Raw genomic sequence first — 15,260 nt, forward strand, 5'->3', positions numbered from 1 at the left:
GATCGGGGCCAAATTTATAAAGAATCGGGAATTAAATCATCGCCGCTGTAAGATGCACCTTGGTCATATTGAGATAGTAGTTCTGTAGCTCATGCAACGCAATAAGCTGATTTACATACCTTTTATCTTCTCTGTACCAGAAATTAAGCTTATTAAAATCGTTTGGCCGCTCGATCTGTACCCGGAAAGCGCCTTTTAAATATTTTACTGAACCATCGGGCTGATCTTCACGCTGAAAATTGATTTTTTTAAGTGCCTCATCGCTGAGGGGGATAGAGCTGAGGGCATCGGCCTCGTACCAGAATTCGTTGTTTTCACCGGTGGATACCTGTGCCATTTTCTGTACGGTGTCTATGGCTGTAACTTCCCCTTCCATTGTTGAACCTTCGTTGTTTACCATTACGAAATCGCCTTCTCTGAGATCGGAAATTTTAATCATAATGCAATCGTTTTATTGTTTCCTCTAATTTACTGATTTAAATAAATCGGCAAAACAATACCTCTTGAGATTGTAAAACGATCTTTTAACAAGTGAAAGTATCAGCTTCGCTTGCGATAGTTGATCACTGCCCAGCTGTTAAGCACCACTGCAAATATGAACATCGTACCTAACTGTTGTTTAATATCGGAGAGGCCACTACCCTTCAGCACCACCATACGCATCACCTCAATAAAATAAGAAACGGGATTGAACCGGGTGATCCATTGCGCCCATACAGGCATACTGTCGATAGAAGTATACAAACCGCCAAGCAGCACAAAGATCATCATCAGGAAAAAAGAAATAAGCATGGCCTGCTGCTGTGTTGCGGCATAAGTTGAAATAAGCAAGCCAAGTCCGAGTACTGCCAGCAAATACACAGCTGCAAAAACATAAATGGTTAAAAAACCGCCTGCCGGAAGAATGCCGTAGAACAAACGGGAGATTAATAACCCAAGTGTAAGTACGATCAATCCCAAAATCCAGAACGGTACCAGCTTGGCAATAATGAAATGTACTTTCTGCACCGGTGTTACATTGATCTGTTCAATAGTACCGATCTCTTTTTCTTTTACAATATTAATGGCAGTAAGATTGGCGCCCACCATTGTTAACAACAACACCAAAATACCCGGCACCATAAAATATTTATAGTTCATCAATGCATTGAACCAGTTGGAAGAGGTGACTTCAATTTGTGTTTGCGGACTGAACTTCGGCAACTGTATCCATTCTAACCGCACTTCACGGTTAAAATCCTGGATAATGGAACGGAGATAAGCACTACCGAGATTTCCCTTTACACCGTTGATGGCGTTACCTGCAAGGTACAATGTGGCTTCATCTTCTTTCACCAATTGCTTTTCAAAAGAAGCCGGTATTTCTAAAATAAGATCAGCTTCATCATCTTCAATTTTCTCCAGCGATGCGTGATAGGAATTTTCGTATGCTGTTAATTGAAAATATCCGGATGAAGTAATTTTTGAAATAAGCTTTTGCGAATAGGACGAATGATCTTTATCGGTTACGGCCAGCTTAATGTTCTTGATCTCATAATCGGCAGCCCAGGGCAAAATGATGAGCTGTATAACCGGCATCATAAAAATAATGCGGAGAATAGCCGGGTCACGAAAGATCTGCCGGAATTCTTTCTGCAATAAAAATTTCAATGTTCTCATTGCAATCTTATTTTAAAGCGTTTAATAGCTACCGTTAATAAGAACAGCAGCATCCCTGTGAGAATTAATGTTTCTTTCCACACAGCTGCAAGCCCAACTCCTTTGATCATGACCGAACGTACAATGATGTAAAACCATTTTGCCGGAACTATATTCGATACCATCCGCAACGGGAACGGCATATTTTCAATGGGAAACATAAACCCACTCAACATAACTGTTGGCAGGAACAATGCAACCAACGAAATGAACATAGCCACCTGTTGCGAACCTGCTGCAGATGAAATCAATAAACCCAGAGAAAGTGATACCAACGTAAACAATAAACTTTCTGCAATCAGCAATACCAAACTTCCGTTGATGGGCACTTCCAATGCAAACACACTCAGCAATAAAATACTGGCAATGTTGATGGATGAAAGAAGAAAGTAAGGAACAGCTTTTGCAATCACCACCATTTGCGGACGCATGGGCGATACCAGCATAATTTCCATCGTTCCCATTTCTTTTTCCCGCACGATAGTAATGGCCGTCATCATGGTACATACCAACAGCAATACCATGGCCATTACACCGGGCACAAAATTGTAAGCGCCTTTCAATTGCGGATTGTACAGCATTCTTGTTTCTACTTGAATACTGTAAGGCAAGCGTTGTTTATTGGTAACCCGATCCTGGTAATCCATCACCACTGCTGTTGCATAATTGGTGAGTGTATTGGCTACGTTCGGATCAGATGCATCGGCTATCAGTTGCACACTGGCTTTGTTTGTATGCTTCAGATCTTCTGAAAACTGTGACGGCAACACAACAGCCAGTTTAATTTTTCCTTTCTTAAATGCCGCTTCAATTTCTTTATACGATGTAAGATTCTCTTCCACATCAAAATACCGGCTGGCATTCAATTCAGCTATTAACGAAGATGTAGCTGCATCCTTCGATTGATCGAGCACAGCGATTTTCGAATTTTTTACTTCGTTGGTTAATGCAAAACCAAAGATGATAATCTGCACCACCGGCATGCCCAACAGAATAAACAAAGTGCGTTTATCACGCCAGATATGCAGCAACTCCTTTTTTACAAAGGAGAAGAACTGCCTGCGGGCTGCTCCTGTTTTTGATTGATTATGTTGCTGAGGCTTCATTGAATAAGTTTATCTGCATTAATCGCCGCTTCGTGTTGCTTTGCGGGCAAGTTTTAAAAACACATCATCCATGGTGGGCGATTGGTATTGTTGTTTCAACATAGCCGGCGTATCCAGTGCTTCCACTTTCCCATCCACCATTATACTTACACGGTTGCAATACTCTGCTTCATCCATATAATGTGTAGTAACAAAAATGGTGATGCCATTAGCTGCAGCTTCATAAATCATCATCCAGAACTCTCTGCGTGTAACAGGATCAACACCGCCTGTTGGCTCATCTAAAAAAACAATCTCCGGTTCATGAAAAATTGCAACTGAAAAAGCCAGCTTCTGTTTCCACCCCAACGGCAGCGAACCCACCAGTTTATTCGCTTCATCTTTTAAATGAAGCTGCTCCAATATAAACGCCGTCTTGTCTTTAATGAATTGGTTACTCTTTCCATAAATACCACCATACAGCTGCATGTTCTCTTTCACCGTCAGGTCTTCATACAACGAAAATTTCTGACTCATGTAACCGATATTCTTTTTGATCTGTTCGTTTTGTGTGTACACATCAAATCCTGCAACAGTTGCTTTGCCGCTTGTAGGCATGGAGAGGCCGCACAACATACGCATGGCTGTTGTTTTACCTGCACCGTTAGCTCCAAGGAAACCAAAAATCTCTCCTTTGTACACATCAAACGTAATCGCATCTACAGCAGTGAATGCTGCAAAGCGTTTGGTGAGATGATCGACTGTTATGATCTTTTCGTTTAGCATATCAAATACGCATGAGTTGCATGAAACAATCTTCGATGGTTGGCTGACCTTTCTTTATTTCCAAATCAGCAAATGCTGCTGCTGATAATTCCTGCTGCAACTGATCTGCTGTTGCCTGTTGTTTTAAAATAACATGATGATAGATGCCCGATGGGTAGGCGTTCTCCACAAAAGAAGATGCACGCACTTTATTCAACAGTTGCAACATGCTTGCCGAACGTACTGCAAGCATGGTTTGTGCAAACGAAGCAACGATCTGCTGCGGCGTGTCAATACTAAGAATCGATCCGTTTTGCATCAACGCAACACGATCACACATTTCAGCTTCATCCATATAGGGAGTAGATACAAGAATAGTAATGCCCTGCTCTTTCAACCGTTTCAACATTTCCCAAAATTCTTTTCTCGATACAGCATCAACACCTGTTGTTGGTTCATCTAAAAACAAAACTTTGGGGCGATGAATGAGTGCACAACTCAACGCCAGTTTCTGTTTCATACCACCGGAAAGTTTTCCCGCTTTGCGATCACGAAACGGCTCGATCTGTACATAAATATCTTTGATGAGATCGTAGTTCTCTTCAACACTTGTATTAAAGATCGTTGCAAAAAAATCGAGATTCTCTTTTACTGTCAGATCCTGGTACAACGAAAACCGACCGGGCATATAACCTACCTGTTCACGAATAGCTTTGTATGCTTTCACCACATCCAACCCTTCTACTGTTGCAGTACCTTCATCTGCTAACAACAAAGTTGTAAGAATACGGAACAACGATGTTTTACCTGCACCATCGGGACCAATGATGCCAAACAACTCTCCTTTCTTTACAGCAAAAGAAATATCCTTCAACGCCGGAGTGGTTGCTTTTTTAACCGTGTATGATTTGCTGATATGTTGTACCTCTACGGAATACATGTTGCCTATTTAAACATTACTTCACCATACATGCCGATCTTGAGATAACCATCGTTCTTCACATCGATCTTGATGGCATATACAAGATTTGCACGCTCTTCTTTTGTTTGAATGGTTTTGGGTGTAAACTCTGCCTTATCAGATATCCAGGTGATGGTGCCGCTCATTTCTTTGTATTGTTCTTTACCGGCATCAACCATCACTTTTACTTGTTGTCCAAGCTTGATCTGCGACAGTTGATCACCTGTAACATAGGCACGCAATTTCATGGTGCTGAGGTCAGCAATTTTATACAATGCCTTACCGGTTGATGTCAACTCTCCTGCTTCTGCATATTTAGTGAGCACTGTTCCGTTAATAGGATTAAGAATGTTCGCCCGCTTTAACTGATCATCGAGCTGTGCCACTCGTTTCTGCAACGGCTTCGATTCGCTCAGCACAGCCCTGTTTTGCGTTGACACATTGCTTTGCTGCACCGCTATCTGTTGCCTGGTAACACTCATCTGTTTTTTTACCACATCGATCTGTGCATTGATATCGTCGAGTTGTTTTGTTGTAGCTGCATCCTGTGCAACCAACTTCTCTATTCTTTTCTGTTCATGCAAAAGATTATTGAGTTGCGATTGCTGCACCGCCAACTGATCCTGCAACAGTTTTACCTGTGGTGAAACATCAGCTGTTTTTTCATTGAGCGAACTGATGCTGGCTTCCACCTGTTCCTTCTGCAACGAAATACCTTCGGCATCTACTACGCCAATAATTCTGTTGGCTGAAACAGTATCGCCTTCATTAATAGTCAGTGAAAGAATTTTTCCGCTGAGCTCCGACGAAACAATTACTTCCGTTGCTTCAAATGTGCCGGTGGCATCGAACTTATGTCCGTTATTGTTACATGCTGCAAGTGTACACAGCAAAAGCGTGGTTAAACTAAACGTACGCATCATATTATTTTCCTTTGATCGTTTGATAATTTATTTGTGCCTGCAGTAGCTGCAGTTGATGAAGAAGTAAGTTCTGCCGTGCCTGGTCTTCTGCATTTACTTCACGCAGATAATCGTTGGCAGTGATGACTCCATTTTCCAATTGAGCATTGGCCGCTTCTTTTACTTTTACACGCAGCTCAATAATTTCATTGTCTTTGCTGATGAGTTGGTTGATCTTATCGATCTCTGCCTGCTGTTGCTTCAGTTGTGTATTGGTGTTGAGGAGAAATACATCCTGCTGCACGGCAATGATCTGTTGATTGAGACCGATCAGCTCCCGTTCTTTTTTGGCAGTGTACAAACCACCAAAAGCCCAGTTGAAACGCACACCGGTTACATAATAAGTAGCGAATTTATTTTCAAGAAAATTCAAACCCGGCCGGCCATAACCTCCCTGGAAAAAGAAACTTGTCTTGGGAAGATTCCTTGCTTTAATAAGATTGTTTTGTACGCCAAGTAATTGCTGTTGCTTTTGAAACAAATTAATTTCCGGTCTGCTTACAGATGCATCATTCACTACAGTTTTTACAACAGGTTTTTCAAACTGTGTAGCAGCTGTATATGCTTCGCCGGTAAACAAACTCAATACATCCAGCAAACCTGTGCGTGTACTTTGCAATTCAATCATACGTTGATCGATTTTCAACAGCTCAGCTTTCAGCAGATTTATATTTGATTTGAATGCCACGCCTCCATTCACCTGTGCTTCAACTTTCTTCAATCCCGTTTCAAGATCTTTTTTTACCAGCTCTGTTTGCTTCAGCTGTTCATCAATAAACAAAATGCTGAGGTAAACCTGGTTGATGCGTTCTGCAAGCTTGTACAGTTCCACTTCAATTTTTTGTTCTTCCACTTCGGCATTCATGTGCTGCACTGCTGTTTGTTGTTTCAGCAAACCGCCATCGTAGATCATCTGGTTTACATCGGCTACCAGTTTGTATTGATCTTTACTCAACGGCTCAATGTTTACTCCCGGAAAAGGAATTTTTACCGTTGTTACTTCCGATTGATAAGTGGCTTGTCCGCTAAGCGATAGTTGAGGTAAAAACCCTTTGCGCAGGTTTTCGATCGTCAGCTCTTTTGATTTGCGGATAAGATCACGCTGTTTGGTGAGTGGATACTGCTCCTTTGCTTTTTCCTGCACCTGTTGCAAGGTGATGGTTTGTGCAAAAGAAAACTGTACAGTTACCAGCAACAACAACAATAGTTTATGCTTTGCTTTCATTTTTAACCAAGTAGTTAAATTATATTCAAAAAAAATTATTTCTTAATGGCCGCAATAATAAATGCCGGGATCTCTTTCCGTCGTTGTTCCATCGCATGGCGGAACTGAAATTCATCCAGACCAAGATTCACCTGCAGGATCGGTTTGGCCACAAAAGGAAAGATGACCATGCTGATCAGGTTCATCATTAACTGCAATGGACTGATGGGTTTGATCTTGCCTTTCTTCACCTCTTCATCCAGCTGCTGCATGAACTTTGTGGGGTTGGGCTTGTTCTTTTTTCCCCATAGTTTTTTCAGAAAATACTCCGGATCCTGGTTCACTTCATTCATTACAAATAAAGGCAGGTAAGGGTTTTCGAGCACCACCGTAATATATTCATCACAAAACCGTTCGATCTTTGTGTACACATCATCATCCGAATCAAAAATGGCATTTATTTTCGGGAAGAGATGTGCAGCTGCTTCTTCAAACACTTTTTCAAACAGCATTTCCTTGCTGGTAAAGTAATAATGCAGCAAAGCTTTGTTGATGCCGGCTTCATCAGCAATATCCTGCATACGTGCACCATACATCCCCTTCTTCACAAACACTTTCCGGGCGGCATCCAATATCAAATCTTCCGTACTATGGTCTTTTACTCGCTTTGCCATATTTTTAACCAAATGGTTAACAAAAGTAAAACAAAAAACTTCTTCTCCAAGTTTTTCTTCAGATTTCTGGCTTGACTTTTGCAAATTCTGGATATTCCGAAGCAATGCAGATCACTAAAATCATCTATATCATTTTAACTCCTCTGGTCCTTGTTGCTTGTGCCGGACCTAAAAAAAGTTCTTCGGGTTCACCGGCCTCAACTACTAAAACCGTTACAAAAAAAATGGTGGATGGCTATCAATTGCAGGTACTCAACACAACAAACAGGAACGACGCCCTTGAAGCAAAATCATTACTGTTGTCAAAATATCCACAACAGAAAACCTTTCTGCTGTTTCAAACGCCGTATTACAAAATAAGATTTGGAAACTTTTTAACCCAAAGTGAAGCTGTCAACTATCAAAAAAAAATCAAATCGCACTTTACGAATGTATTTGTTATTCCGGTGAAGTTTGAAATAAAGGTAGAAGAATAGTCTATCCTCAATACATAAAAACGAAAGGGCTTAAAAGCCCTTTCGTTTTATAACATTCAGTTACTCCGCCCAACTCATCGTATAGTTTCCGTTCTCAATTTCCAATGCCTGTTTGGTTAACATCAACGGACGGAAGGTATCTACCATCACCGCCAGTTCTTTGGTTTCTTTTGCGCCAATACTTTTTTCAACAGCACCGGGATGCGGACCATGCGGTATACCTGCAGGATGCAAGGTGATCATTCCTCTTGTTACATTTTTGCGACTCATAAAATCGCCATCTACATAATAGATCACTTCATCACTATCAATATTGCTGTGATTGTATGGCGCAGGAATAGCATTGGGGTGATAATCGTACAATCGTGGTACAAAAGAACATACTACAAATGCATTTGTTTCGAAAGTTTGATGCACAGGTGGCGGTTGATGCACACGACCTGTGATGGGTTCAAAATCATGAATGGAAAAAATATACGGATAGCAACAACCATCCCAACCAACTACATCAAACGGATGTGTGCCGTAATGCAGTTTATATAGCACACCACGCTTCTTTGCTTTAATCAAAAAGTCTCCATGCTCATCGTATGTTTTCAGATCCTGTGGTTTGCGGATATCCCTTTCGCAATACGGTGCATGTTCCATTAACTGTCCGTACTTACTCATATAACGTTTGGGATAACGCAACGGCGTAAACGATTCAACAATAAATAAACGGTTCTTGTCATCATTAAATTCAATTTGATAAATGGTTCCTCTTGGCAACACAATGTAATCGCCGTAACCAAAAGGCAGATCACCGTATTGCGTATGTACGGTGCCGCTTCCTTCATGTACAAAGATCATTTCATCGCCATCGGTATTCTTATAGAAATAATCGCCTGTTCCGCTTGTTGGCGCAGCCAGCACAATATGGCAATCGCTGTTCACCAATACCGGTATGCGGCTTTGCAAAAACTCACCACCGGGTTTTACATTGAATCCTTCAAAGCAACGATGCTTCAGCATTTTTTCTTCGGCTATCTGCGGACTTACGTCTTCCTGCGGTTCTGTCTTAATGATCTGTGTTGGCGGATGACAATGATACAGCAGCGAATAATCATCGCTGAAACCTTCCGTTGAAAATAATTGTTCGCTGTACAAACCTCCATCGGGCCTGCGGAATTGTGTATGACGTTTATGCGGGATCTTTCCCAATGTATAATAGTGAGGCATAAAAAAATTGCTGATTTAGGATGTATGATTTGTGATTAAGTCGGGAAGCGATTAATCCGGAAGGCGGAAAGCATTGTTCCGCCCAACTGCCTGCAAACACTTTTCTGTCTTTCAGACTTTCGGACTGTTTACTTTCCGACCGTTAACTCAAGTGACGTAATGAGGAAACTGTATTTCCACTTACGCTTATCGATCCAGTATGTAAAATTTCTGAAGAATGGCATATGCAAAATCGTAAAGCAAATGTACATATTTCTGTCTCCTTACTGATGGCTATGCCGTATATTGAAAAAAAATCACCAACCAGTGCACGCAGGCAAACAATATTCGCTTAAGGAATTTATTTTCTGGACAAGAACCGCTATTTACAAGATGTTGCTTTTTGCAACCGTACCAACCGTTCTTTTTGAATTATTCAATTGTCATTGGCTTACCATACCCTGGGTTCCTATTGCAATGATTGGTACGGCTGCAGCTTTTATTGTGGGTTTTCGTAATACTCAAACCTATAACAGGCTTTGGGAAGCAAGACAGATCTACGGTTCTATTGTAAACAGCAGCCGTGCCTGGGGATTAATGGCCCGTGATTTTGTAAGTAACAAAGAAGCGCAACAACAGCTCGTTTACCGGCATATTGCCTGGCTTACTGCATTACGTTTTCAGCTGCGTGAAAACCGTGTATGGGAAAGCATCAACAAACATTATAATAAAGAGTATCAGCAACATTACACTGTTCCCGAAATGCACAGCAATCTTGCCGATGAGTTAACGCCTCTTCTTTCAGCAAAAGAAAAAGAGTACCTGTTGCAGAAAAAGAACAGGGCGACACAGCTTATTGCTTTACAAAGCGAACAGCTGAAACAACTGAAACAAGAGGGTGCTGTTGATCCGCTGAACTACATTGAACTGCAGAATATTTTAAATGCATTGCTCGAACACCAGGGCCGTTGCGAACGCATTAAAAACTTTCCTTACCCACGACAGTTTGCATCCATCAACAAATTTTTTGTGTACCTGTTTATTTTTCTTGTGCCGTTTGGTTTACTCAACGAGTTTCAAAAACTGGGCGAACATTATGTCTGGCTCAACATTCCGTTCAGTCTTATTGTAAGCTGGGTTTTTCTTTCGATGGAACGTGTTGGTGAAGCAACAGAAAATCCGTTTGAAGGAAGTGCAAACGATGTTCCCATTAGCGCATTAAGCCGTACCATCGAAATCGATCTCCGGGAAATGCTCGATGAAACCGATCTTCCTCCTGCTATACAGCCGGTGAATAAAATTTTAATGTAAGCAGCCAGTTATCTTTGCGCATTCTAAAGAACATGCTTTGAAACAAACAACAGCGCTGTATACCGTTGGTCTTTTGCATATTAACGACAGAAAACTGTTACTGGCTTTCAGCAATAACAAACAATGTTATTATTTACCCGGAGGAAAAGTTGATGAAGACGAAACTGCAATAACGGCATTGCTTCGTGAAATAGCAGAAGAACTGAATGTGCAGCTTACAGAAAACAACCTGGAATACTACACACATATTTCTGCTCCTGCATTTGGTGAAGCCAATGGAACTATTATGGAACAGGATTGCTATTTACTCGACACTGGTTTTCATCCGCAGCCATCTGCTGAAATTGGTGCAGTTCATTATTTTACTTTAGAAGAATATTTGCAACAACCTGTTACCGCACCGGGAGCGGTGATGATTCTGCAACAACTACAAGCAAACGGATTGATCGATTAAGTATGACCAAAATAGGATTGATATCGGACACACATGGTTATTTAGACGATGCCGTGTTTGAGCATTTTAAACAATGTGATGAAATATGGCATGCCGGTGATTTTGGCAATGTGGAATTAGCCAATCGACTGGCCACTGAAAGCGGCTTGCCTGTAAAAGGCGTTTATGGCAACATTGATGGGCAGGATGTTCGTTCGGTTTACCCTGAGCAACTGGTATTTTATTGCGAAGAAGTAAAAGTAATGATGCGGCATATTGGTGGCGCTCCACCCAAATACAATCCCGATACAAGAAAAGAATTGCAGCTGCACAAACCGCAATTGTTCATTGCCGGTCATTCGCATATTTTAAAAGTGATGTACGACGATAAGCTGGAATGCCTGCACATGAACCCCGGTGCCGCAGGCAAACAAGGCTGGCACAAAATGCGTACGCTCATCCGTTTTGTAATTGATGGTAATAACATGAAAGATTGTGAAGTAATCGAGTTGGGCAAACGTTGACAGATTGCGAAAAGCATGCGGCTGTTTTTTTGTAAATTACAGCAACACTAAAATCAACTGTATGCAACGTCGTGACCTCATTAAACAAACTGCTCTTACGCTTGCCGCCTTTACCTTAAGCCGTGATCTTTTTGCTGCAGAAGCCGAGCAAACGATCCCGTTGCCCGATGTTATAAAAACGATCAAACTAAGTTCAAACGAAAACCCACATGGCCCTTCTGCTGCATCACGCAAAGCCATGATAGATGCAGTGATGAGCAGCAACCGCTATCCCTGGGATGTTACCACAAAACTCAGGGAAGAAATTGGCGCACTTACCGGGCATACCAAAGAACATATTGTAATTGGTGCCGGCTCCTCGGAACTATTGGGCTTAACTGCTGTATGGGCTGCTCTGCAAAAAGGAAACGCTGTTGCTCCTGATCCAACTTTTCGTTTGTGGATGCCTGCTGCTCGTAAAACAGGATTGGAAATAAAATTGGTGCCGCTTACTGAAAAGAAAGAAACCGATCTGCAACGCATGAAAGAAGCCATGAATGCGCAAACAAGAATGGTTTATATCTGCAATCCGGGCAATCCCACCGGCACCATTATTCCTGCTGCCGAACTGGAAGCCTTTATTAAAGAAGTAGCACCAAAAGCAATTATTCTTTTAGATGAAGCTTATACCGAATTCAGCAACGAACCATCCATGGCGCATTTGGTAAATGATTATCCTAATCTTGTTATTGCAAAAACATTTTCAAAGATCTACGGTATGGCCGGTGCAAGAGTTGGCTATGTGCTGGCGCATCCCGCCACAGTAAAGCAATTAAATGAGCTGCAGCCATGGGCCAATGCAGGTGCAAGTGCCGTATCATTAGCGGGTGCGCTGGCAGCTATAAAAGACAAAGCCTTTATTGATTATTGTAAAAAAGAAAACGCAGCAGCAAAAACTATTTTCTATAACACACTTGATAAACTGAACATCCCTTACATACAATCACACACCAGCTTTGTGTATTTCAATACGACTGGTTTTGGCAAAGACTTTAAAGCCATCCTTGAGGCAAAAAATATTGTTGGTGCCCGCACATTTGAAGAAGGTACAAAATGGTTACGGTTAAGCATAGGCACACAGGATGAAATGAAAAAAGTAGCCGCAGCCTTGTTAGGTTAACCGGTTGAACGTTCAACACGGCATCTTTCCTTTCATTGATTTTTAACGAAGTGATTGCAAAGGATGTTTCTATTTTTCAAAAAAGAAATATATGAAACCAATTCTCCTTATCATCGGCATCTTCTTTATGCATTCGCTTGTGCGTGCACAGGCCGATGCGCAAACCATTAAAGACATTGAAACTGTTTGTAATTATTATCTCATTGGCGGTACCAATGGCGATAGTGTCATGTTCTCTAAGGCGTTTGATCCGGCAGGACAAATGCGATTTATGCGGAACGATACATTGATGAATGTTTCACTGAAAGATTTTATGGCCCGCACAAGAAACACAGGAGTGAAACAAAACCGCACTACCAAGATCGATCGTATTGAAGTATTTGGCAATGCAGCTACAGTTAAACTCACCGTTGAGTACCCAACCTTTTATTTTCACGACATGATGAGTCTTATTAAAACAAAAGACGGCTGGAAGATCGTTAGCAAGATCTTTTACCGTGAAGAAAAGAAATAAAAAAAGCCCCCGAATAAATCGGGGGCTTTTAATGATTTACATACCGGGGAACCACGGTCTTGCAATTCCTTCACGGAAAGGCCAAGGAACAGCTGCCAATATTAAAATAAGTGCTATCAAATACATCCATGATGCGGCACTGTAGTTTTGTTTTTTAGCACGACCTCTTGCCATCGTTATAAGAACAATTGCAAGAATCATTGCGCCAATATGTTCTACCACCCAGAAACGAGCAAAACTGTCTTTCATTACATTGCCAAAACCACCGAGTCTTTCGATCATGTGGAAACCTACTGCTTCGTTATTGAAATACTGGAACAAACCAAGCAACAACGTAATGTGAGCGGCAATCAACAGAAACAGACTTGTCTTTTGCAGACCACCTTTTTTGGTAAATGCCTGGAACAAGGCAATCAGCAACAGAATTAAAATTACCCAACGTAACACGCTATGTAAATGAACCAGTCCTGTGTACATAAAATTGAAAATTTGTAAATGAATTAATTTAGAAGATTCGGACACAAAGTAAAGTGCAGATTGCCATACGGCAAAACCGAATTATAAAAAACACTAATTTTAAGAAGCTAAACGAAAAGCTATGAAAAAAGCAACTCTTCTTTGCCTGTTTACTGTTGCCGCTATCAGCAGCAAAGCGCAAACACCTAAACTCTTTGTTACCGATTCCTCAATTGCGAAGCCACAGCAACTGCTGTTTCCCAACCGCATTATTGCAAAAACAGATAAAGGAATCGTGTATGCCTTGCCGCAGGATAATATGCCTGTGTTTGTACCCGATAGTTCGGTTGTAAACAATATGCCGAATGCATTAAAAGAAAGTACAACAAGTAGCTTTATGCCTAATCCATATTATCCCGGTAAGCCAAAAACAAATCCTGCTCCTATAACTACAGACTCTTCAGGTAAACAAGTTCCATTTAAATTGCATCAGTATAAACAGAAGCCGGTTATAATAAAGAAGATTGAACGAACGCATAATTGATCATAACGTGAATCTCGACTTCGCTCGATTCACTGCACCGTCCTTCGACTTCGCTCAGGACTCGAGTACGCTCAGGACTTGCCACTCACCATTCACTACTCACCTTCTCATTCCACCCAATCAGCAATAAAAATATTGGTATCTCTCGTGCCGCCGTTGTTGCGGTTGCTGCAGAAAACGATCTTCTTTCCATTGGGGCTAAACATCGGGAATGCATCAAAGCCTTTATCACGACTTACCTTGGTAAGATTTGTTCCATCTTCATTCATCGTATATAAGTTGAAAGGGAATCCTCTTTTGTATTCATGATTGCTGGCAAAGATGATGCGTTTACTGTCGGGCATGTAAGCAGGTGCCCAGTTTGCCTGTCCGAAAGTTGAAACCTGTTTTGCATTGCTGCCGTCTGCATTTGCTACCCACACTTCCATATTGGTTGGCGCAACTAAACCCTGTGCCAATAACTCTTTGTACTCTTTAGTTTCTGCTTCTGTTTTAGGACGGCTTGCACGCCAGATGATCTTTTTTCCATCAAGACTAAACCATCCACCACCATCATAACCAAGCAAGTTGGTGATCTTTATTTCCTTTCCGGTTTTCAGATCCATCACATACATATCAATATCGCCATCTTTAGTACTTGTGTACAGCATTTTCTTTCCATCGGGTGAAAGTGTTGCTTCCGCATCGTAACCTTTACTTGTGGTGAGTTGTTTTACAATTTTACCATTCAGGTCGGCCATGAAAATATCGTAACTATCGTACAAAGGCCAGATGTATTTGTTGCCGTATTTGCTGCGGTCGGGTACCGGCGGACAATCGCTGCTGCCCAAATGTGTAGATGCATAAATAATATGCTTACCATCTTTTGTAAATGCACCACAGGTGGTTCTTCCTTTACCGGTGCTCACCAGTTTGGGAACAAATTTTTCGCCCGGTTTTGTGGGGATTTTGCCGATGTACATCTGATCGCATGGAATGCCTTCTTTGGCATATGTTTTCTGAAAGATGAGCCATTTACCATCGTAACTGAAGTATGCCTCTGCATTATCGCCGCCAAACGTAAGCTGCTGCATGTTTTTAAAATGCTTCTCGTCGGGGTATAGAATGGTATCATTTACGTTTTGAACTTTTGTGGTCGTCGGCCTTACTGATTTAGTAAATGAAACTGCAAACACAGTCAGAACAGGAATTGCAAGCAGGAAAGGAAAATTTCTCATATATGCCTTTTAACAAATGTAAATGCAATGAACGCTGCAAATGTCAGGAATTTGTAAGAACCCAACACCCGAAAATCAGT

At 41.4% G+C, this 15,260-nt stretch carries 18 protein-coding genes; 7 read left to right on the plus strand and 11 right to left on the minus strand.

Going from position 1 to position 15,260, the window contains the following annotated elements; translation table 11 throughout:
• Nucleotides 1–31: 31 nt before the first annotated feature.
• From ESA94_RS06920 to ESA94_RS06955, 8 genes are all read right to left on the minus strand, one after another.
• Entirely contained in the window at nucleotides 32–439 is a 408-nt protein-coding gene (locus ESA94_RS06920; protein ID WP_129130094.1) for a hypothetical protein, read from the minus strand.
• Between the two features lie 101 nt (nucleotides 440–540).
• Nucleotides 541–1,659, minus strand: a complete 1,119-nt coding sequence (locus tag ESA94_RS06925; RefSeq protein WP_129130095.1) for an ABC transporter permease — start codon at nucleotides 1,657–1,659, stop codon at nucleotides 541–543.
• Nucleotides 1,656–2,804 (minus strand): ABC transporter permease, encoded by a 1,149-nt coding sequence (locus tag ESA94_RS06930; RefSeq protein WP_129130096.1) that lies wholly within the window; start codon nucleotides 2,802–2,804, stop codon nucleotides 1,656–1,658. Before ESA94_RS06930 ends, ESA94_RS06925 begins: the two co-directional genes overlap by 4 nt.
• A gap of 18 nt (nucleotides 2,805–2,822) precedes the next feature.
• Nucleotides 2,823–3,569 (minus strand): ABC transporter ATP-binding protein, encoded by a 747-nt coding sequence (locus ESA94_RS06935; RefSeq protein ID WP_129130097.1) that lies wholly within the window; start codon nucleotides 3,567–3,569, stop codon nucleotides 2,823–2,825.
• A gap of 1 nt (nucleotide 3,570) precedes the next feature.
• A complete protein-coding gene (locus ESA94_RS06940; protein WP_129130098.1) occupies nucleotides 3,571–4,488 on the minus strand; it encodes an ABC transporter ATP-binding protein in 918 nt (305 codons plus the stop codon).
• 5 nt (nucleotides 4,489–4,493) lie between these two features.
• Nucleotides 4,494–5,432, minus strand: a complete 939-nt coding sequence (locus ESA94_RS06945) for an HlyD family secretion protein (RefSeq protein WP_317127869.1) — start codon at nucleotides 5,430–5,432, stop codon at nucleotides 4,494–4,496.
• Nucleotide 5,433: 1 nt separating this feature from the next.
• A complete protein-coding gene (locus ESA94_RS06950; protein ID WP_129130099.1) occupies nucleotides 5,434–6,696 on the minus strand; it encodes a TolC family protein in 1,263 nt (420 codons plus the stop codon).
• A 35-nt stretch (nucleotides 6,697–6,731) separates the two neighbouring features.
• A complete protein-coding gene (locus ESA94_RS06955; protein WP_129130100.1) occupies nucleotides 6,732–7,349 on the minus strand; it encodes a TetR/AcrR family transcriptional regulator in 618 nt (205 codons plus the stop codon).
• A 104-nt stretch (nucleotides 7,350–7,453) separates the two neighbouring features.
• Between ESA94_RS06955 and ESA94_RS06960 the strand changes: the two genes are divergently transcribed.
• Nucleotides 7,454–7,825, plus strand: coding sequence for an SPOR domain-containing protein (locus ESA94_RS06960; protein WP_129130101.1), 372 nt, complete (start codon nucleotides 7,454–7,456; stop codon nucleotides 7,823–7,825).
• 60 nt (nucleotides 7,826–7,885) lie between these two features.
• Here the strand turns inward: ESA94_RS06960 and ESA94_RS06965 are convergent, their stop codons facing one another.
• Nucleotides 7,886–9,043: a homogentisate 1,2-dioxygenase gene (locus ESA94_RS06965; protein WP_129130102.1), complete on the minus strand. Its 1,158-nt coding sequence runs from the start codon at nucleotides 9,041–9,043 to the stop codon at nucleotides 7,886–7,888.
• Between the two features lie 306 nt (nucleotides 9,044–9,349).
• On the opposite strand from ESA94_RS06965, the gene ESA94_RS06970 reads away from it, so the two are divergent.
• From ESA94_RS06970 to ESA94_RS06990, 5 genes are all read left to right on the plus strand, one after another.
• On the plus strand, nucleotides 9,350–10,333 hold the full coding sequence (locus ESA94_RS06970; protein ID WP_129130103.1) for a bestrophin family protein: 984 nt from the start codon (nucleotides 9,350–9,352) through the stop codon (nucleotides 10,331–10,333).
• A gap of 37 nt (nucleotides 10,334–10,370) precedes the next feature.
• Complete coding sequence (locus tag ESA94_RS06975; RefSeq protein ID WP_129130104.1) at nucleotides 10,371–10,787, plus strand: NUDIX hydrolase; 417 nt, start codon at nucleotides 10,371–10,373, stop codon at nucleotides 10,785–10,787.
• Between the two features lie 2 nt (nucleotides 10,788–10,789).
• Nucleotides 10,790–11,290: a metallophosphoesterase family protein gene (locus tag ESA94_RS06980; RefSeq protein ID WP_129130105.1), complete on the plus strand. Its 501-nt coding sequence runs from the start codon at nucleotides 10,790–10,792 to the stop codon at nucleotides 11,288–11,290.
• 61 nt (nucleotides 11,291–11,351) lie between these two features.
• Nucleotides 11,352–12,449 (plus strand): pyridoxal phosphate-dependent aminotransferase, encoded by a 1,098-nt coding sequence (locus ESA94_RS06985; RefSeq protein ID WP_129130106.1) that lies wholly within the window; start codon nucleotides 11,352–11,354, stop codon nucleotides 12,447–12,449.
• Nucleotides 12,450–12,540: 91 nt separating this feature from the next.
• Nucleotides 12,541–12,963 (plus strand): nuclear transport factor 2 family protein, encoded by a 423-nt coding sequence (locus ESA94_RS06990; protein WP_129130107.1) that lies wholly within the window; start codon nucleotides 12,541–12,543, stop codon nucleotides 12,961–12,963.
• Nucleotides 12,964–12,999: 36 nt separating this feature from the next.
• Here ESA94_RS06990 and ESA94_RS06995 read toward each other — a convergent pair whose 3' ends face one another.
• The gene (locus tag ESA94_RS06995; RefSeq protein WP_129130108.1) at nucleotides 13,000–13,440 is read right to left on the minus strand and encodes a hypothetical protein; all 441 of its coding nucleotides are present in this window, start codon (nucleotides 13,438–13,440) and stop codon (nucleotides 13,000–13,002) included.
• Between the two features lie 121 nt (nucleotides 13,441–13,561).
• On the opposite strand from ESA94_RS06995, the gene ESA94_RS07000 reads away from it, so the two are divergent.
• Nucleotides 13,562–13,963, plus strand: coding sequence for a hypothetical protein (locus tag ESA94_RS07000; RefSeq protein WP_129130109.1), 402 nt, complete (start codon nucleotides 13,562–13,564; stop codon nucleotides 13,961–13,963).
• A gap of 107 nt (nucleotides 13,964–14,070) precedes the next feature.
• On the opposite strand, the gene ESA94_RS07005 is transcribed toward ESA94_RS07000, so the two are convergent.
• The gene (locus ESA94_RS07005; protein ID WP_129130110.1) at nucleotides 14,071–15,180 is read right to left on the minus strand and encodes a TolB family protein; all 1,110 of its coding nucleotides are present in this window, start codon (nucleotides 15,178–15,180) and stop codon (nucleotides 14,071–14,073) included.
• Nucleotides 15,181–15,260 lie beyond the last annotated feature (80 nt).

This window comes from Lacibacter luteus, from assembly GCF_004118265.1.
Lineage (GTDB): Bacteria > Bacteroidota > Bacteroidia > Chitinophagales > Chitinophagaceae > Lacibacter > Lacibacter luteus.